Annotated in this window: 15 protein-coding genes; 10 read left to right on the top strand and 5 right to left on the bottom strand. The window is 60.0% G+C overall.

Going from position 1 to position 18,104, the window contains the following annotated elements:
• Positions 1-102: 102 nt before the first annotated feature.
• Entirely contained in the window at positions 103-864 is a 762-nt protein-coding gene (gene flgA / locus KCG87_RS21030; RefSeq protein ID WP_027612276.1) for a flagellar basal body P-ring formation chaperone FlgA, read from the bottom strand.
• 82 nt (positions 865-946) lie between these two features.
• On the opposite strand from flgA, the gene KCG87_RS21025 reads away from it, so the two are divergent.
• The 6 genes from KCG87_RS21025 (at position 947) to flgE (ending at position 6,063) form a co-directional block, all read left to right on the top strand.
• On the top strand, positions 947-1,879 hold the full coding sequence (locus tag KCG87_RS21025) for a chemotaxis protein CheV (RefSeq protein WP_095137138.1): 933 nt from the start codon (positions 947-949) through the stop codon (positions 1,877-1,879).
• A gap of 46 nt (positions 1,880-1,925) precedes the next feature.
• Positions 1,926-2,753: a protein-glutamate O-methyltransferase CheR gene (cheR, locus tag KCG87_RS21020; protein WP_007963053.1), complete on the top strand. Its 828-nt coding sequence runs from the start codon at positions 1,926-1,928 to the stop codon at positions 2,751-2,753.
• A 364-nt stretch (positions 2,754-3,117) separates the two neighbouring features.
• Positions 3,118-3,525, top strand: a complete 408-nt coding sequence (flgB, locus tag KCG87_RS21015) for a flagellar basal body rod protein FlgB (protein ID WP_007917581.1) — start codon at positions 3,118-3,120, stop codon at positions 3,523-3,525.
• A 3-nt stretch (positions 3,526-3,528) separates the two neighbouring features.
• On the top strand, positions 3,529-3,972 hold the full coding sequence (gene flgC / locus KCG87_RS21010) for a flagellar basal body rod protein FlgC (RefSeq protein WP_003227217.1): 444 nt from the start codon (positions 3,529-3,531) through the stop codon (positions 3,970-3,972).
• Between the two features lie 15 nt (positions 3,973-3,987).
• Entirely contained in the window at positions 3,988-4,716 is a 729-nt protein-coding gene (gene flgD / locus KCG87_RS21005; protein WP_097085799.1) for a flagellar hook assembly protein FlgD, read from the top strand.
• 30 nt (positions 4,717-4,746) lie between these two features.
• Positions 4,747-6,063 carry a flagellar hook protein FlgE gene (gene flgE / locus KCG87_RS21000; RefSeq protein ID WP_098965102.1) on the top strand — a complete coding sequence of 439 codons (1,317 nt, stop codon included), beginning with the start codon at positions 4,747-4,749 and terminating at the stop codon, positions 6,061-6,063.
• Positions 6,064-6,824: 761 nt separating this feature from the next.
• Here the strand turns inward: flgE and KCG87_RS20995 are convergent.
• Positions 6,825-9,719, bottom strand: coding sequence for a ribonucleoside-diphosphate reductase subunit alpha (locus KCG87_RS20995; protein ID WP_095137143.1), 2,895 nt, complete (start codon positions 9,717-9,719; stop codon positions 6,825-6,827).
• Between the two features lie 850 nt (positions 9,720-10,569).
• On the opposite strand from KCG87_RS20995, the gene KCG87_RS20990 reads away from it, so the two are divergent.
• Positions 10,570-11,292 carry a response regulator gene (locus KCG87_RS20990; protein WP_210558874.1) on the top strand — a complete coding sequence of 241 codons (723 nt, stop codon included), beginning with the start codon at positions 10,570-10,572 and terminating at the stop codon, positions 11,290-11,292.
• The gene (locus tag KCG87_RS20985; protein ID WP_103368757.1) at positions 11,289-12,899 is read left to right on the top strand and encodes an ATP-binding protein; all 1,611 of its coding nucleotides are present in this window, start codon (positions 11,289-11,291) and stop codon (positions 12,897-12,899) included. Before KCG87_RS20990 ends, KCG87_RS20985 begins: the two co-directional genes overlap by 4 nt.
• Positions 12,900-13,016: 117 nt before the next feature.
• Here KCG87_RS20985 and KCG87_RS20980 read toward each other — a convergent pair whose 3' ends face one another.
• Together KCG87_RS20980 and KCG87_RS20975 are read right to left on the bottom strand one after the other, a co-directional pair.
• The gene (locus KCG87_RS20980; protein WP_210558875.1) at positions 13,017-13,742 is read right to left on the bottom strand and encodes a 4'-phosphopantetheinyl transferase; all 726 of its coding nucleotides are present in this window, start codon (positions 13,740-13,742) and stop codon (positions 13,017-13,019) included.
• Between the two features lie 191 nt (positions 13,743-13,933).
• Positions 13,934-14,725, bottom strand: coding sequence for a dienelactone hydrolase family protein (locus KCG87_RS20975; protein WP_210558876.1), 792 nt, complete (start codon positions 14,723-14,725; stop codon positions 13,934-13,936).
• Positions 14,726-14,946: 221 nt separating this feature from the next.
• On the opposite strand from KCG87_RS20975, the gene KCG87_RS20970 reads away from it, so the two are divergent.
• Positions 14,947-15,624, top strand: coding sequence for a response regulator transcription factor (locus KCG87_RS20970; RefSeq protein WP_134787108.1), 678 nt, complete (start codon positions 14,947-14,949; stop codon positions 15,622-15,624).
• Positions 15,621-16,967 carry an ATP-binding protein gene (locus KCG87_RS20965; RefSeq protein ID WP_098965094.1) on the top strand — a complete coding sequence of 449 codons (1,347 nt, stop codon included), beginning with the start codon at positions 15,621-15,623 and terminating at the stop codon, positions 16,965-16,967. Before KCG87_RS20970 ends, KCG87_RS20965 begins: the two co-directional genes overlap by 4 nt.
• Positions 16,968-17,097: 130 nt before the next feature.
• On the opposite strand, the gene KCG87_RS20960 is transcribed toward KCG87_RS20965, so the two are convergent.
• Positions 17,098-18,096 carry an AraC family transcriptional regulator gene (locus KCG87_RS20960; protein ID WP_210558877.1) on the bottom strand — a complete coding sequence of 333 codons (999 nt, stop codon included), beginning with the start codon at positions 18,094-18,096 and terminating at the stop codon, positions 17,098-17,100.
• Positions 18,097-18,104 lie beyond the last annotated feature (8 nt).

Genomic DNA, 18,104 nt, shown 5'->3' with positions numbered 1-18,104 from the left:
TTTAGGCTCACTTTGCAATGAGCTGCATGTGCCGAAGCGTGTTCTGCTGCGGCACAGTTTAGGGAAGCATCGAGGCCGGCGCCAGTTTTCTGCCTGAGCGTTTTACATGGCCACTTCCACCTGACCCGGCGCGATGACCTGCGCCTTGATCACCCGGTTGGAATTGAGGTTTTTCACCCGGATCTGTTCTTTCAAACCGCCATTGGCCAGGGCTTCGCCGGGCATGCGCACAGCGAGCGTACCGCTGCGGGCGATGATGACCACCTGATCACCCTTGCGCACCACTTCAGCCTGTTCCAGATGCACCAGGGTAATCACCTGATCGGCGACCGTTGGTCGGGTCAATTTCTGCCCGATGGCTTCATCCACCGACGTCAGGAAACCCTGATTGATCTGGCTGATGTCGCGTTCACGCAAGGTCACATCCTGCGGCTCGATAATTCCGGCGCGTTTTAGCGGGCGAGTGGTGGTGACAATCTCGCGAAACAGGCGGACTTGAGCGGGCACGAACACCGTCCACGGCGAGCTTCCCTCGCACCGGACCTTGACCGTAACCCGGCCCAGCGGACGGGCCGGACTCTCCAGTGACGCTGTCAATTCCTTGTCGCACATAGGCATGCGCATACGCGGGTCGAGCTGGTTGACCTCGATTTCGTAGCGGCCTTCCGTTTGACTGGTAGCCAGATAGTCTTCTACGGTGAACTCAAGAAAGCCTTGGGTGACGCCGATAAGCATGTCAGGCAAGGTAACCGTATCAGCACCGGCAGGGCTGCCAGCGAAGAAGAAGCAGACGGCAGACACCGCGCACAGCGCTTTGCGGGTGCGGGAGGTCAGGCGTCGGAAAAATGTCGTTTGAGCGTTCATACGAGTTAAAAAGCAAGCGCCGTGCCGTTTAGCAATGAATGTGCGTCGCAACAACACTTGGCGTTGGTGTAGGAGTCTGGGCATGGCTGGTGTAATGGATTCGGTGAACCAGCGCACGCAACTGGTAGGGCAGAATCGCCTGGAGCTGTTGTTGTTCCGTCTCGACGGTCAACAGCTCTACGGCATCAACGTGTTCAAGGTGCGGGAAGTGCTGCAATGCCCGTCGCTGACGTTGATGCCCAAGTCCAGTCCTGTCGTGTGCGGGGTGGCGAATATCCGGGGGGCGACCATTCCGATCCTTGATCTGGCAATGGCGACCGGTTCCGGGGCGTTGAAAGACAAGAACAGTCCGTTCGTGATCATCACGGAGTACAACACCAAGACCCAGGGTTTCCTGGTTCGCTCGGTGGAGCGCATCGTCAACATGAACTGGGAAGAGATCCATCCGCCGCCCAAGGGCACCGGGCGCGATCACTACCTGACGGCTGTGACTCGGGTCGACAATCAGTTAGTCGAAATCATCGATGTCGAGAAGGTGCTGGCGGAAGTGGCGCCGACGCCCGAGGCGATTTCGGTCGGTGTGGTCGATGTTGAGACCCAGAGCAAGGCGTTGTCGCTGCGGGTGCTGACGGTCGATGACTCGTCGGTGGCGCGCAAGCAGGTCACGCGTTGCCTGCAGACGATCGGCGTCGAAGTGGTGGCGCTGAACGACGGCAAGCAGGCGCTGGATTACCTGCGCAAGCTGGTCGAAGAGGGCAAGAAGCCGGAAGAAGAGTTCTTGATGATGATTTCCGACATCGAGATGCCGGAGATGGACGGGTACACCCTGACGGCGGAGATCCGCAGCGACCCGCGCATGCAAAAGCTTCATATCATCCTGCATACTTCGTTGTCGGGGGTATTCAATCAGGCGATGGTCAAGAAAGTCGGTGCCGATGACTTCCTGGCCAAATTCCGTCCTGATGACCTGGCATCCCGGGTAGTCGACCGGATCAAAGCAGCAGATATCAGCTAGGGACCTTTTGTCCCTGGCGGTCAACACGATTTAAGAGGCGGCATCATTGTCTACGGGTAATTTGGATTTCGAACAATTCCGGGTCTTCCTGGAAAAAGCCTGTGGCATTTTGCTCGGTGAAAACAAGCAGTACCTGGTCTCGAGCCGTCTCAACAAACTGATGGAGCAGCAAGGCATCAAGTCCCTGGGTGAGCTGGTACAGCGCATCCAGACCCAGCCGCGCAGCGGTTTGCGCGAGCAGGTGGTCGATGCCATGACGACCAACGAAACCCTGTGGTTTCGGGACACCTATCCGTTTGAAGTCTTGAAGAACAAGGTGCTGCCCGAGGCGATCAAGGCCAGTCCCAACCAGCGTCTGCGGATCTGGTCGGCGGCATGCTCGTCGGGTCAGGAACCGTATTCGCTGTCGATGTCGATCGATGAGTTCGAGCGCAGCAACCTCGGTCAGTTGAAGATGGGCGTGCAGATCGTTGCCACGGACTTGTCCGGCAGCATGCTGACCAACTGCAAGACCGGCGAGTACGACAGCCTGGCGATCGGTCGCGGTCTGTCTGCCGATCGTCTGCAGCGCTACTTCGACCCGAAAGGGCCGGGGCGCTGGGTGATCAAGGCGCCGATCAAGAACCGGGTGGAATTCCGTTCGTTCAACCTGCTCGACAGCTACGCGAGTCTGGGCAAGTTCGACATCGTGTTCTGCCGCAACGTGCTGATCTACTTCTCCGCCGAGGTGAAGAAAGACATCCTGTTGCGCATTCACAGCACGCTGAAGCCGGGCGGGTATCTGTTCCTTGGCGCGTCCGAAGCGCTGAACGGTCTGCCGGATCATTACCAGATGGTCCAGTGCAGCCCGGGGATCATTTACCAGGCGAAGTGATTGCACCGGCAACACGGGAAACGGGAGTCCTTGGGGGCTCCCGTTTTTTTGTGCCTGAATTATCTCCCTCACACACCACAAATCCCCTGTGGGAGCGGGCTTGCTCGCGAAGGCAGTGTGTCAGGACAACAAATATTGACTGACACGCCGCCTTCGCGAGCAAGCCCGCTCCCACAGTTGTCCGGTGTTGGCGAGAGCACGCAAGCGGCAGAAAAGCGGCAGCCAGCGGAAACCGGTTGCCGCTTTTCTGGCATTGCCGCTTTGCCGACTCCTCGCAAAGCCCCGGTTTACGGGGGTTGTTCTGTTTGGCACGGCGCTTGCTAAAGCTCAGGTACGAAAAACCGGTCACCCGAAGGTTCCCGACATGAGCATCAGCTTCGATAAAGCGCTCGGCATTCACGAAAAGGCACTGGGCTTCCGCGCCCAGCGTGCCGAAGTCCTGGCCAACAACATCGCCAACGCCGATACCCCGAACTACAAGGCTCGGGATCTGGACTTCTCCAAAGTGCTTGAAGCACAGACCCAGAAGAACGCCAACGGCACCATCGCCCTGAACATGACCAACAGCCGTCACATCGAAGCTGAAGGCCTGGGCAATGGCGACGAGTCGCTGATGTATCGCACGCCGATGCAGCCTTCGATCGACCAGAACACCGTGGACGCTCAGCTCGAGCAGTCGAATTACGCGGAAAACGCGGTCGGCTTCCAGGCCAGCTTCACCCTGCTCAACAGCAAATTCAAAGGGCTGGTGTCAGCCCTGCGCGGAGAGTAATCCATGTCCCTGTCCAGCGTTTTCAACATTGCCGGCAGCGGCATGAGCGCACAAACCACGCGTCTGAACACCGTGGCTTCGAACATCGCCAACGCCGAAACCGTTTCGTCGAGCATTGACCAGACCTACCGCGCCCGTCACCCGGTGTTCGCCACCATGTTCCAGGGCGGCCAGAACAGTGGCAGCAACTCGCTGTTCCAGAGCCAGGACGCCGCAGGGCAGGGCGTGCAGGTACTTGGCGTGGTCGAAGACCAGAGCAATCTCGAAGCGCGTTACGAGCCGAACCATCCGGCCGCTGACGCCAAGGGCTACGTCTACTACCCGAACGTCAACGTGGTGGAAGAAATGGCTGACATGATTTCCGCGAGCCGTTCGTTCCAGACCAACGCCGAAATGATGAACACCGCCAAAACCATGATGCAGAAGGTACTGACCCTCGGTCAGTAATAAGGGGCGACGGCCATGAGTGTTTCCGATACCACCAGCAGCCTGAGCATGAATGACATCCTGGCGAACTCCTCGAAGAAAACGAGCAGTTCGACCACCGGTGGCATTGCTTCGGCCACCAACAGCGCCACTGGCGGCAAAGCCCTGGGCAAGGATGCGTTCCTGCAACTGCTGGTCACCCAGCTGAAAAACCAGAACCCGCTTGATCCGCAGGACAACAGCGCTTTCGTAGCGCAGTTGGCGCAGTTCAGCAGCCTTGAGGGCATCACCACCCTCAACAGCACCGTCAGTTCGCTGGCCGGCAACTACAGCTCCTCGCAAGCCCTGCAGGCGTCGTCGCTGGTTGGCCGTAACGTGATCGTGCAGACCAACACCGTGCAATTGGACGACCCAAGCAAAGGCATGACCGGTTCGGTCACCGTGCCGTCGTCGATTGCCGGTGGCACCGTCAGCATTACCGACAGCAGCGGCACGGTGGTTCGCACCATCGATCTGGGCAGTCGCGCCGCAGGCAGCGCGAGCTTCACCTGGGACGGCAAGGACAAGGACGGCAATCTGGTGAAGACCGGTACCTATACCGTCAAAGCCAACGCCTCGATCAATGGCACCGCGACCGATATGGCGACCTACCTGCCAGCCACGGTCAACAGCGTGACCATCAGCCAGACCGGTGGCGAGCTGATGCTCAACCTGTCCGGCAAGGGCACCGTCGCCCTGTCCAAAGTACAAACCATTGGTATATAGAGCCGACTAACCGGCACAAAGGAGTGGAATATGTCTTTCAATATCGGCCTTAGCGGTCTCTATGCAGCCAACAAACAACTGGACGTGACCGGCAACAACATCGCCAACGTCGCGACCGCCGGTTTCAAATCGTCCCGTGCAGAATTCGAAGACGTTTACTCGTCGACCCGTCTGGGCAGTGGCAGCAAGGTCATCGGTAACGGTGTACGCCTGGCCAACGTTTCTCAGCAGTTCACCCAGGGTGACATCAACAACACCGGTAACGTGCTGGACATGGGTATCAACGGTTCCGGTTTCTTCACCATGAGCAACAACGGTTCGGTTTCCTATACCCGTGCCGGTACCTTCAAGGTCGACAACGCTGGTTACATCACCAACACCGACTACACCTCGCGCCTGCAGGGTTACGGTGTGGATGCCAACGGCAAGATCATCAATGGTGTGCTGACTGACCTGAAGATCGACACTTCCAACCTGGCGCCGAAGTCCACCTCGCTGGTGACCTCGACCATCAACCTGGACTCGACCGCTCCAGTAATCGACGACACAGTGCCCGCCGGCAAGTTCGATCCGAACAACCTCGCGACCTACACCAAATCGTTCAGCACGCCGATCTATGACAGTCAGGGCAACATGCACCCGATGGATCAGTACGTGGTCAAGACCGGTGCCAACACCTGGAAGGTCTACACCCTGGTAGACGGTCGTAATCCGGACGCTACCGGTAGCGATCCGAAGGTCACCGCGCCGACACCTTCGACCATGACGTTTGACTCCGCTGGCAAGCTGACTCAGGTCAGCACTCTGCCGGGTCCGGTGATCAGCAGTGACCTCAAGCTCAGTGGCTGGGTCCCGGGTAATGTGATCAACGGTACATTCAAGCCTAATGGTGCAGCCGCGAACCCGGCAGGCATCACCATTTCGATGGCTCAGACCACCCAGTACAACGCCGATACCGCCCGTTCGATCCCGACTCAGGATGGTTACGCCACTGGCCAGATCACCAACCTGACCATTGATGGCACCGGTACCCTGTTCGCCAACTTCAGCAACAACCAGAGCAAGGCCATCGGCCAGGTTGCGCTGGCCAGCTTCACCAACGAACAGGGCCTGCAGGCTATCGGTGGTACCAGCTGGAAAGAGACCTTCGCTTCCGGTATTCCGGGCTACGACGCGCCGAAAACCGGGACCTTGGGTGAGGTGGTATCCAACTCGCTGGAAGAGTCGAACGTTAACCTGACCAACGAGCTGGTGGACCTGATCAAGGGCCAGAGCAACTATCAGGCGAACGCGAAGACCATTTCGACCCAGAGCACCATCATGCAAACCATCATTCAGATGACCTGATTGCGGTTTCTGGTTGTGCAAGGGAGCCCCTCTTTTTGAGGGGCTTTTTTGTGGGCTATTGTTTTGTGGGCTTATCCGTTGCTGCGGTAACGGCTACTTAGGGTTTCGCCCTTACGGCGAGTCACTTTTGCAGACGCCCAAAAGTAACCAAAACGCTTGGCCCCAACGTTCGGCCCTCGCCGTGGCTCGGGTTCCTTCGCTCCGGGATCGATCCGGGCGCATCGCCTCCGGTTTGCTTCGCTGCACCTCCTCTCGATGTGTTTGGCTTCGCCAAACGGTCGCTACGCTCCCGCCCCCCGGATCAATCCCTCCACTCAGCCTGCCGACGGGCTTTGAAGATCAAAAGCTGCAGCCGAGCTTGCGCTCATCCTGTTGAGTGGGGCGGCTTTGCCGCATGGGCTGTACGCTTTCTGAATTGTAGGAGCCAGCCTGCGGGCGATCGCGGCCTGACAGCCGACCAATCTCTTGCCGGTGTACTCAATCCCTGTGGGAGCGGGCTTGCTCGCGAAGGCGGTCTGACAGCCGACCAATCTCTTGCCGGTGTACTCAATCCCTGTGGGAGCGGGCTTGCCAGCGATAGCGGCCTGTGAGCCGACCAATCTCCGCCAGATTCACATAATCACTTCAGCAGTCTCGTTTCACTCGACAGCTCCTGCACATAAATGGCAGACAAAAGAAAACCCCCGACAAACCAGAAGTCTGTCGGGGGTTTCTTTTGTCTGGAAGAATCAGGCGTCTCGCGACGCCTGACCCGGCTCAGCTTATTGGCAAGCTTCGCAATCCGGCTCGTCGATCGCACAAGCCTTTGGCACTGGTGCCGGACCTGCCGGAGCGGCCAGAACCGAATCATCGCCGTGGTTGCCGCCGCTGGAAACAGCGTTCAGCTTGCCGGTGTTGATGGTCGACTTCTCGGTGCTGGTCGCAGCCAGGGCACGGAGGTAGTAAGTGGTTTTCAGACCACGGTACCAGGCCATGCGGTAGGTCACGTCGAGTTTCTTGCCCGAGGCACCGGCGATGTACAGGTTCAGCGACTGGGCCTGGTCGATCCACTTCTGACGACGGCTGGCCGCGTCAACGATCCACTTGGTGTCCACTTCGAACGCGGTCGCGTAGAGCTCTTTGAGTTCTTGCGGGATGCGCTCGATCTGCTGAACCGAACCGTCGTAGTACTTCAGGTCGTTGATCATGACCGAGTCCCACAGACCGCGAGCCTTGAGGTCGCGAACCAGGTACGGGTTGATCACGGTGAATTCGCCCGACAGGTTCGATTTCACATACAGGTTCTGGTAGGTCGGTTCGATCGACTGCGATACGCCGGTGATGTTGGCGATGGTTGCGGTCGGTGCGATGGCCATGATGTTGGAGTTACGAATGCCTTTCTGTACACGGGCGCGAACCGGTGCCCAGTCCAGGGTTTCGTTCAGGTCAACGTCGATGTACTTCTGGCCACGTTGCTCGATCAGGATCTGTTGCGAATCCAGTGGCAGGATGCCTTTGGACCACAGCGAACCGTTGAAGGTCTCGTAAGCACCACGCTCGTCGGCCAGGTCGCAGGACGCCTGGATCGCGTAGTAGCTGACCGCTTCCATCGACTTGTCGGCGAACTCGACGGCAGCGTCGGAACCGTAAGGGATGTGCTGCAGGTACAGCGCGTCCTGGAAGCCCATGATGCCCAGACCGACCGGACGGTGGCGGAAGTTGGAGTTCTTCGCTTGCGGCACCGAGTAGTAGTTGATGTCGATCACGTTGTCGAGCATGCGCACGGCGGTGTTCACGGTGCGTTGCAGCTTGGCGGTGTCCAGCTTGCCGTCGACGATGTGGTTCGGCAGGTTGATCGAGCCCAGGTTGCAAACGGCGATCTCGTCCTTGTTGGTGTTCAAGGTGATCTCGGTGCACAGGTTCGAGCTGTGAACCACGCCGACGTGCTGCTGCGGGCTACGCAGGTTGCACGGATCCTTGAAAGTCAGCCATGGGTGGCCGGTTTCGAACAGCATGGAGAGCATTTTGCGCCACAGGTCTTTGGCCTGGATGGTCTTGAACAGCTTGACCTTGCCCGGGTACTCGGTCAGGGCTTCGTAGTACTCGTAGCGCTCTTCGAAGGCTTTGCCGGTCAGGTCGTGCAGGTCCGGTACTTCGGATGGCGAGAACAGGGTCCACTTGCCGTCATCGAAGACACGCTTCATGAACAGGTCAGGGATCCAGTTGGCGGTGTTCATGTCGTGGGTACGACGACGATCATCACCGGTGTTCTTGCGCAGTTCGATGAACTCTTCGATGTCCATGTGCCAGGTTTCCAGGTAGGCACACACAGCGCCTTTGCGCTTGCCACCCTGGTTAACGGCTACGGCGGTGTCGTTCACTACTTTCAGGAACGGAACCACGCCTTGCGACTTGCCGTTGGTGCCTTTGATGTACGAACCCAGTGCACGCACAGGGGTCCAGTCGTTGCCCAGGCCGCCAGCGAATTTCGACAACATGGCGTTGTCGTGAATCGCGTGGTAGATGCCCGACAGGTCGTCCGGAACGGTGGTCAGGTAGCAGCTCGACAGCTGTGGACGCAGGGTACCGGCGTTGAACAGGGTCGGAGTCGAAGCCATGTAGTCAAAGGACGACAGCAGGTTGTAGAACTCGATCGCACGGTCTTCTTTCTGCTTCTCTTCGATCGCCAGGCCCATGGCCACGCGCATGAAGAAGATCTGCGGCAGTTCGAAACGCACGCCATCCTTGTGGATGAAGTAACGGTCGTACAGGGTCTGCAGGCCCAGGTAGGTGAATTGCTGATCGCGCTCGTGGTTGATCGCCTTGCCCAGTTTTTCCAGGTCGAAGGTGGCCAGCACAGGGTTCAGCAGTTCGAACTCGATACCTTTGGCGATGTAAGCCGGCAGTGCCTTGGCGTACAGGTCGGCCATCTCGTGGTGAGTGGCGCTCTCGGCCACACCCAGGAAGCCCAGGCCTTCGGCACGCAGGGTGTCCATCAGCAGGCGGGCGGTGACGAACGAGTAGTTCGGTTCACGTTCAACCAGGGTACGCGCGGTCATCACCAGTGCGGTGTTGACGTCGTTCAGCGCCACGCCGTCGTACAGGTTTTTCAGGGTTTCGCGCTGGATCAGGTCGCCATCGACTTCAGCCAGGCCTTCGCAGGCTTCGGTAACGATGGTGTTCAGGCGGCCCATATCCAGCGGCGCGAGGCTACCGTCGGCACGGGTGATACGGATCGACGGGTGCGCGTCGACCGCAGCTTCTACCGGCGCATGGGCTGCGCGTTCTTTCGAACGGCCGTCACGGTAGATCACGTAGTCACGAGCGACTTTCTGCTCGCCGGCACGCATCAGGGCCAGTTCGACCTGGTCCTGGATTTCTTCGATGTGGATGGTGCCGCCCGACGGCATGCGACGCTTGAAGGTCGCGGTGACCTGTTCGGTCAGGCGCGCAACGGTGTCGTGGATTCGCGACGAAGCGGCAGCGGTGCCGCCCTCAACTGCGAGAAACGCTTTGGTGATAGCGACGGTGATCTTGTCATCGGTGTAAGGAACGACAGTGCCATTACGCTTGATCACGCGCAGTTGACCAGGCGCGGTGGCGGCCAGATCCGAATTCGAATCGGCGGCCTGCGGCAAGGTGCCCTGCGGGTTCTCGCGAGTTGTGTCGGTTTGCATGGGTGTCTCCACGTTCTCTATGTTTGTTTGGGCACCATCAAGGTGCCCACCGTTCCGTCCTGAAGCACTACAACCGGCACGCGCCGGGCATAACGACTTCGGGACAGTTCAGGAAGGGGGCCTTGTGAGCGCCGCTTCCATGCCGAAGTCTTCGGTTCGCGCGATACGCGTGAGACCGCATTCCTTTCGGGGAGCAGATTCGTCACTGCAACACCCGTACCGTTATCGTCGTGGTCGACTGAAAAACGGTAGCCATCCGCAGGCGCGGTTTGGGCTTTCGAAAATACGTTTGGTTCAACCCGACAATGGCAATAAAAAGCCTTGAATTCACTGTCCGGTTTGTGTTTGGTTTTTTGCGAAAACCCCTACATGTAGGGTTTTTTTACGCACGGGCTACAAGATAATGCGTTTTGGGGGAGTATTGCAACGTATAGCCTGTGGATAAACCTGTGCGTAAATTGTGTGCGAAAGGGCTGATTCCCGTGTAGGCCGCGAACCTGCTGAGTTAGACCGTTTGTCACTGTTTTTCACTCGGGAAAAACGCTTCAGCGGATTTTTAAGGGCGCGAACCCTATCACAAAAAACCGGCGTATCCGAACGCATTTGCCGACTTGTGTTCTGGCTGTACGCCGTTTATACAATCGAGCGGTGTTTACCCATTCTTATCCTCCCGAAAGATGACAAAAAGACGGGAAAAATGTGGGAGCGGGCTTGCTCGTGAAAGCGGTGGGTCAGGCAATTTCCATGTTGACCATGCCGCCGTCTTCGCGAGCAAGCCCGCTCCCACAGGGGAATTGAGTCAGGCCGAGCATTCTTCCTTATTAATAAAAACAGCAAGCAGAGGTCACCGGTGGAGCAAGAAGCCTGGCAGGTATTGATAGTCGAGGATGACCAGCGTCTGGCCGAACTCACCCGCGAATACCTGCAAGCCAATGGATTGCGCGTGGAGATCGAAGGCAACGGCGCGCTGGCGGCGGCGCGGATTATCAAGGAGCAGCCGGACCTGGTGATCCTCGACCTGATGCTGCCCGGTGAAGACGGCCTGAGCATTTGCCGCAAGGTGCGCGATCGTTACGACGGGCCGATCCTGATGCTCACCGCGCGCACCGACGATGCTGACCAGATTCAGGGTCTCGACCTCGGCGCTGACGATTACGTGTGCAAACCGGTGCGTCCACGGCTGTTGCTGGCGCGCATTCAGGCCTTGCTGCGACGCAGTGACAGCGCCGAACCGATCGCGGAAAAAAGCCGTCGCCTGCAATTTGGCCCGCTGGTGGTGGACAACGCCTTGCGCGAAGCCTGGCTCAGCGAAAGCGGCATCGAACTGACCAGTGCCGAATTCGACCTGCTCTGGCTGCTGGTGTCGAACGCCGGGCGAATCCTCTCTCGCGAAGAAATTTTCACTGCGCTGCGTGGCATCGGCTATGACGGTCAGGACCGCTCGATCGATGTGCGCATCTCGCGCATTCGCCCGAAAATCGGTGACGACCCCGATCACCCGCGCCTGATCAAGACCATCCGCAGCAAAGGCTATCTGTTCGTCCCCGAAGCCTGTGTGGATCTGGCGCTGTGAATTCGATCTTCCTGCGCATCTATGGCGGCATGTGCGCGGCGCTGATTCTGGTGGCGGTGCTTGGTGTGCTGGCGCTGCACCTGCTCAATCAGGTGCGCAGCGAGCAATACCGCGAGCGCCTGGCCCATGGCACGTTCTCGCTGATGGCCGACAACCTGCAACCGATGAATGAGACCGAGCGCCACCGGGCGTTGTTGGTCTGGGAGCGTCTGCTGGGAATTCCGCTGGCACTGAAGAAGTTTTCCGAGACCGGTCTGGACTTGTCTCAGCGCACTCGGGTGCAGCGCGGTCAGGCGTTGGTGGAGCAGACAGGCCCGCATGCGGCGCGGGTCTATCGACTGGTCAGTGATAAAGAACAATTGGTGCTCACCGGCGACGTGCAGCAGATCAGCGAGCAACTGGCGCGCGCGACTATTTATCTGCTGGCCGATGAGCTAGTGCGCTTCCCGGTGAGCGAACAGCCCAAGCGGCTGGCGCAGTTAAAAGAAGAGAAGGGCTTCGGTTTTGATCTGCGACTGGTCACGGTCAACGAGGCCGACATGGACGAAGACCAGAGCCGCCGCGTGTCCGAGGGCGACACGGTGATGGCGCTGGGCAAGGGCGGGGATTCGATCCGGGTGTTTGCCGGCATGGTCGGTACGCCGTGGGTGCTGGAGATCGGCCCGCTGTATCAGATGAATCCGTATCCGCCGCAATGGCTGGTGTTGATCGCTGCCCTGGGCCTGACCTTGATCGGTCTGATCGTATATCTGCTGGTGCGTCAGCTCGAACGACGTCTGCGGGGACTCGAAGCGGCAGCCACACGCATCGCCAAGGGCAGCCTGGAAACCCGCGTGCCGGCCCGCGGAGCTGACTCGGTCGGGCGACTGGCAGCAGCGTTCAACGGCATGGCCGAGCACTTGCAGCAGTTGCTGGCGATCCAGCGCGAGTTGGTGCGTGCGGTGTCCCACGAACTGCGCACACCGGTGGCGCGCCTGCGTTTCGGGCTGGAGATGATCGGCTCGGCCACCACCCCGCAGGCGCTGGAAAAGTACCGCGAGGGCATGGATCACGACATCGAGGACCTCGATAAGCTGGTCGACGAAATGCTCACTTACGCGCGGCTGGAACAGGGTTCGCCAGCGCTGACCTTTCAACGCATCGACCTCGATGCGCTGGTCAATCAGGTGATCGCAGAACTGGCGCCGTTGCGTGCCGAGGTCACGGTGCAGCGCGGGTTGTGCCTGTCAGCGGCGGACAACGATGGCGCCTGGGTCGAAGCCGAGCCGCGCTTCCTGCACCGCGCGTTGCAGAATCTGGTGAGCAACGCGATGCGCCATGCGCGCTCGAATGTCACGGTGAGTTATCAGGTCGGGCAGTTGCGCTGCCGGGTCGATGTCGAGGATGACGGGCCGGGTGTGCCGGAGTCGGCGTGGGAACGGATCTTCACGCCGTTCCTGCGTCTGGATGATAGCCGCACCCGGGCCTCTGGTGGGCACGGGCTGGGGCTGTCGATTGTGCGGCGGATCATTCACTGGCATGACGGTCGGGCGCTGATCAACAAGAGCAAGAGTCTGGGTGGGGCTTGCTTCAGTCTGAGCTGGCCAAGGAATCAGGAGCGCCGTTGAGTTTTGTGTCAGCAGAAATGACGCCTTCGCGAGCAAGCCCGCTCCCACAGGGGAATGCATTTCAAGGGTGGGAGCGGGCTTGCTCGCGAAGGCGGTGCAACAGTCGCCGAAAAATCCTCAGGCCGGAATGCTGACCAGACTCAACAACTGCCCATCCTGCACACCAAATTGCGCTTCCAGCTCGGTGCCATGACGCCATTCGCCAGACAAGTCAGTCAGCAGACGCAACCGGACCTGACCCTGCTCCGTCCACTCCAGCACCTCGGCGTGCTCGAAGTAGAAACGCTTCTGCACAATCGGGTACAGCGCCTTGAACAGGCTCTCTTTCACCGAAAACGTCAGGGTCACCAGTAACGCCAGTTGTTCCCGCGCACCGGCGGCCATGCGTTGCAGCTCCGGCGGCGTCAGAATCTCCCCAGCCAGGCGTTCGGCGCGCTCGGTCTCGAGCAGGTTTTCCAGATCCATGCCCAAGCCGCGCCAGTGTTGCTTGTTGGCGACAATCGCCGCCGCGTGTCCGGTGCTGTGAGTGATCGAGCCGCAGATGTGCGCCGGCCACACCGGTGCGCGGTCTTCGCCAATCGCCGGAATCACGCTTGAGCCTTCCAGTTGCTGCAGCGCAGCCCGGGCGCAGATTCGCCCGGCAAGAAACTCGGCCTGCCGTTTGGCCACCGAGCGCTGAATGCTCGGCGGCGGCTCGATGGCGCTGCGCTGGAAGTCATCGCCCAGCAGTTGCTTCGGGTCGAAACGGGTACTGAGCAGCACGGTCTCGGGCAACACGTTGGGCAACGGCCAATGGGCGTCGAGCGGGGTGCAGCAGGCGGGGAGGATCGGGCTGGAATTCATGGCGGGCATTTTGCCGGTTGAAGCCACGACTGGGTAGAGGCTGCACACTTTTGTGGCGAGGGAGCTTGCTCCCGTTGGGGGCAAAGCCCCCCAAATCTGTGGACGAGGTCTGTCAGGTAAACCGCGTCGGCAGGTTTTTGCGACGGCTTCGCCGCCGAGCGGGAGCAAGCTCCCTCGCCACAGGGGCAATGTCAGCCAAAGATTTTCTGGAAGAACGCCTTCATTTCCGCCCAGGATTTTTCATCGGCCGCCTTGTTGTAACCGATATCCGGGCCACCATGATCGCCGTGGCTCAAGCGATCGGCATCCGGATTGGTGAAGCCATGCTTGGCGCCGTCGAGGCTGACGAATGTGTAGTCGGCGCCGGCCTTGTCCATCTCGGATTTGAACGCGGTGACGTTGTCTGGAGTGACCATGCTGTCCAGCGCACCGTGCTCGACCAGAACCTTTGCCTTCACACTGCCGGGCGTCGCCGGTGTGGTGGTCGCCAGCGCACCATGGAAACTCACCACGCCCGCCAGCGGCTCGCCCTGACGCGCGGCGTTGAGCACCACGCCACCGCCGAAGCAGTAACCGATGGCGGCGATTTTATTGACGTCGGTCTGCGGCTGCTTTTTCAGCAGGTTCAACCCGGCCTCGAAACGTTTGCTGGAGGCCGCAGCATCCTGGGTCGCGGCTTGCATGAACGCCATCGCATCTTTCGGGTGCTCAGTGTTCTTGCCTTCGCCGTACATGTCGATCGCCAGCGCGCTGTAGCCCAGTTCGGCGAGGTCGCGGGCGCGACGTTTGGCGTAATCGTTAAGGCCCCACCATTCATGCACCACGACGACTCCAGGGCGTTTGCCCTTGATCGCGTCGTCGTAGGCGTAGTAGCCGATCAGTTTGGTGCCGTCGGCACTCTGGTAGGGAATCTCCTGGGTCTTGATCGCGGCGTTGGCCAGACTGCTGGCGGTGAGCAAGGCGAGGGCGAGGAACAGGCGCATGGTCGGTCTCCTTATCGAAAGTGGTCAGGACAGCCTAGTCGATTTGATTCAGTGCAGGTTCACCGAGTGTTCAGGGCAGGTACAGGGGCGGCTTGCTAACCTTGCAGCCTATCGAACAGCAATGAGAAAGTTGTCGCCTGTGCCGTCGCCTTCGCGAGCAGACTCGCCCTCACAAGTATGCTGTTGACGTTGGAGCTTTTTGATTTGCCCGGGAGAGCGTTATGAAACTGTTGGTCGTCGAAGATGAAGCGCTGTTGCGCCATCACCTGCAAACCCGCCTGACGGAGAGCGGTCACGTGGTCGAGTCCGTGGCCAATGCCGAAGAGGCGCTGTACCAGACCGGACAGTTCAACTTCGATCTGGCGGTCATCGACCTCGGGCTGCCAGGCATGGGCGGTCTGGACTTGATCCGGCAGTTGCGCTCGACCGGCAAGACGTTTCCGATCCTGATCCTCACCGCGCGCGGCAACTGGCAAGACAAGGTCGAAGGCCTGGCGGCCGGTGCCGACGACTACGTGGTCAAGCCGTTCCAGTTCGAAGAACTCGAGGCGCGACTCAACGCCTTGCTGCGTCGCTCCAGCGGCTTCACCCAGTCCACCATCGTCGCCGGACCGCTGTTGCTGGACCTCAATCGCAAGCAGGCATCGCTGGATGCAGAGCCGCTGGCGCTGACTGCCTACGAATACCGCATCCTCGAATACCTCATGCGCCACCACCAGCAAGTGGTGCCCAAGGATCGCCTGATGGAGCAGCTCTATCCGGATGACGACGAGCGCGATCCGAACGTGATCGAAGTGCTGGTCGGCCGCCTGCGCCGCAAGCTCGAAGGACCGGGCGGGTTCAAACCGATCGACACCGTGCGCGGTCTCGGCTACCTGTTCAATGAGCGCTGCACTTGATTCGTTCTCTTCGCGTTCGTTTGATGCTCGCCGCCACCACGTTGGCGGTGTTGTTCATGCTTGGCTTGCTGCCGGCCATGCAAGGCGCGTTCAGCCTGGCATTGCAGGACTCGATCGAGCAGCGCCTGGCCTCGGATGTGACCACGCTGATTTCGGCGGCACGTATCGAGAACGGTCGCCTGCAGATGCCGGCGCAGTTGCCTGACGAGCGATTCAACCTTACTGACGGGCGTCTGCTGGGCTACATCTATGATCGCGAGGGGCATCTGGTCTGGCGCTCCAAGGGCACAGAAGAAGGGCAGATCAACTACAAGCCGCGTTACGACGGCATGGGCAATGAGTTCGCGCGGATTCGCCAGGCCAGCGGTCAGGAATTTTTTGTCTACGACGTCGAAGTCAAGTTGCTCGGGGGCAAGAGTGCGGCATTCAGCTTTGTGACCCTGCAACCGGTGCACGAGTACGAATCGACGCTCGAAGGCCTGCGCGACAACCTTTATCTGGGCTTTGGTGCTGCACTGTTTGTCTTGCTTGCGCTGTTGTGGATTGGCCTGACCTGGAGTTTGAAAGCCTTGCGCCGGTTGAGTCAGGAGCTCGACGAAATCGAAAGCGGCACTCGCGAAAGCCTCAGCGAACAACACCCGCGCGAACTGCTGCGCCTGACCGGCTCGCTCAACCGTCTGCTGCACAGTGAGCGCCAGCAGCGCAGCCGCTACCGTGACTCCCTCGATGATCTGGCGCACAGCCTGAAAACCCCGTTGGCGGTACTGCAAGGGGTCAGTGAAGACATGGCCCAACGCCCGGAAGATCGCGATCAAGCCTGGGTGCTGCAAACCCAGATCGAGCGCATGAGCCAGCAGATCAGCTATCAACTGCAGCGCGCCAGCCTGCGCAAAAGCGGCCTGGTGCGCCACCAGGTGCGGCTGCAACCGGTGCTCAAAAGCCTGTGCGACACCCTCGACAAGGTCTACCGCGACAAACACGTGCGGGTGGCCTTCGATCTGCCGGAGCACTGTTACGTGCCGATCGAGCAGGGCGCGCTGCTGGAGATGATGGGCAACCTGCTGGAAAACGCCTATCGCCTGTGCCTGGGTGAAGTGCGCATCAGCGTGCGCGAGAGCCTCACCGGCATCGAGCTGTGCATTGAGGACGACGGCCCCGGTGTGCCGCCGAATCAGCGCGCGCGGATCCTCGAGCGTGGTGAGCGTCTGGATCGTCAGCATCCGGGGCAGGGCATCGGGCTGGCGGTGGTCAAGGACATCATCGAAAGCTACAACGCCAAGCTGATGCTCGGGGATTCGCCGATGGGCGGGGCGGCGTTCAGAATTCAGTTTCCTGCGGTTTAGTCGGTGCCTTTCGGGCCTCTTCGCGAGCAAGCTCGCTCCCACATTGAATCGGCGGCGCTCGCCCTTCCCCTGTGGGAGCGAGCTTGCTCGCGAAGGGGCCAGCCGCCTCGGCGCAAAACTCCGCGGTGTCTTACTGCTCCTGCGCCCGATACGCCCCCGGCGTCAGCCCGGTCCATTTCTTGAACGCCCGGTGAAACGCCGAGGGCTCGGAAAACCCCAACTGCTCGGCAATCTGTTGCAACGACAGATCCGCCCGTCCCAGATGATAGATCGCGATGTCGCGGCGCAACTGATCCTTCAATTCCTGAAAACTGCTGCCTTCCTCACGCAAATGCCGACGTAGGGTTTGCGGGCTGATGTGCAGCTGCGCGGCCACCGCTTCGAGGTCCGGCCACTGCGCACTGTCGCGGCTGAGCAAGCGGCGCAGGCGACTGCTGAGGCTGTCGCCGTCGTCCGGGCGCGATAGCAGGTCGGCGGGTGAGCGTTCGAGAAAGTGCTTGAGGGTGCGTTCGTCCTGCAACAGCGGCATGTGCAGATAGCGACTGTGAAACAACAGGCTGCTCTGCTGGGCGGAAAACACCAAAGGGCAGGGGAATAACAGGTCGTACTCGGCACCGTGCGCCGGTTTCGGGTAACTGACGGTGGCCTGCTCCAGACGAATCCGCTGGCCGATCAGCCAACTGCCGAGGCGATGCCAGATCACCAGCAGGCTCTCGCTGAGAAAGTGATCCGGGTCCCATAACTGCGAATCATCGAGGCTCAGGCGCACCCATTCGTCTTCGCGGCTCAGGTCCAGGCGCGGGGCTCCCGGGAATAGGCTATAAAACAGTAAACCGCGTTGCAGTGCCTTCTCCAGGTTGCGGCAGTGGATCAGGGCGTGGCACATCATCGCGAAGCTGCCGGGTTTGCTCGGTACGTTGCCGAAGCCCAGGTACTCATCATCCAGCGCCAGCCACAGGCTCTGGATCAGTTGGGTGAATTGCTCCGGTGCAATTCGCGCCCGGGGTTCATCGAGCAACTCGGGACTGATGCCCAGTTGCTGCAGCAGCGGCGCATAGTCGAACCCCGAACGGCGCGCGCCACCGAGGGCGGCGCGGGCGAAATGACTGGCGATGGTACGTTCGCGCATAAGCGGCA

Source organism: Pseudomonas sp. MWU347 (assembly GCF_017947305.1).
Classification (GTDB): domain Bacteria; phylum Pseudomonadota; class Gammaproteobacteria; order Pseudomonadales; family Pseudomonadaceae; genus Aquipseudomonas; species Aquipseudomonas putida_A.
Note: the sequence above shows the minus strand (reverse complement) of the source record. Positions and strands in the feature narration are given on the sequence as shown.

What these genes read in the sequence shown, in the direction of transcription:
- flgA (WP_027612276.1), bottom strand. Translation starts at nt 864, where the DNA reads ATGAACGCTCAAACGACATTTTTCCGACGCCTGACCTCCCGCACCCGC.
- KCG87_RS21025 (WP_095137138.1), top strand. Translation starts at nt 947, where the DNA reads ATGGCTGGTGTAATGGATTCGGTGAACCAGCGCACGCAACTGGTAGGG.
- flgB (WP_007917581.1), top strand. Translation starts at nt 3,118, where the DNA reads ATGAGCATCAGCTTCGATAAAGCGCTCGGCATTCACGAAAAGGCACTG.
- flgC (WP_003227217.1), top strand. Translation starts at nt 3,529, where the DNA reads ATGTCCCTGTCCAGCGTTTTCAACATTGCCGGCAGCGGCATGAGCGCA.
- flgD (WP_097085799.1), top strand. Translation starts at nt 3,988, where the DNA reads ATGAGTGTTTCCGATACCACCAGCAGCCTGAGCATGAATGACATCCTG.
- flgE (WP_098965102.1), top strand. Translation starts at nt 4,747, where the DNA reads ATGTCTTTCAATATCGGCCTTAGCGGTCTCTATGCAGCCAACAAACAA.
- KCG87_RS20995 (WP_095137143.1), bottom strand. Translation starts at nt 9,719, where the DNA reads ATGCAAACCGACACAACTCGCGAGAACCCGCAGGGCACCTTGCCGCAG.
- KCG87_RS20980 (WP_210558875.1), bottom strand. Translation starts at nt 13,742, where the DNA reads ATGAATTCCAGCCCGATCCTCCCCGCCTGCTGCACCCCGCTCGACGCC.
- KCG87_RS20975 (WP_210558876.1), bottom strand. Translation starts at nt 14,725, where the DNA reads ATGCGCCTGTTCCTCGCCCTCGCCTTGCTCACCGCCAGCAGTCTGGCC.
- KCG87_RS20970 (WP_134787108.1), top strand. Translation starts at nt 14,947, where the DNA reads ATGAAACTGTTGGTCGTCGAAGATGAAGCGCTGTTGCGCCATCACCTG.
- KCG87_RS20960 (WP_210558877.1), bottom strand. Translation starts at nt 18,096, where the DNA reads ATGCGCGAACGTACCATCGCCAGTCATTTCGCCCGCGCCGCCCTCGGT.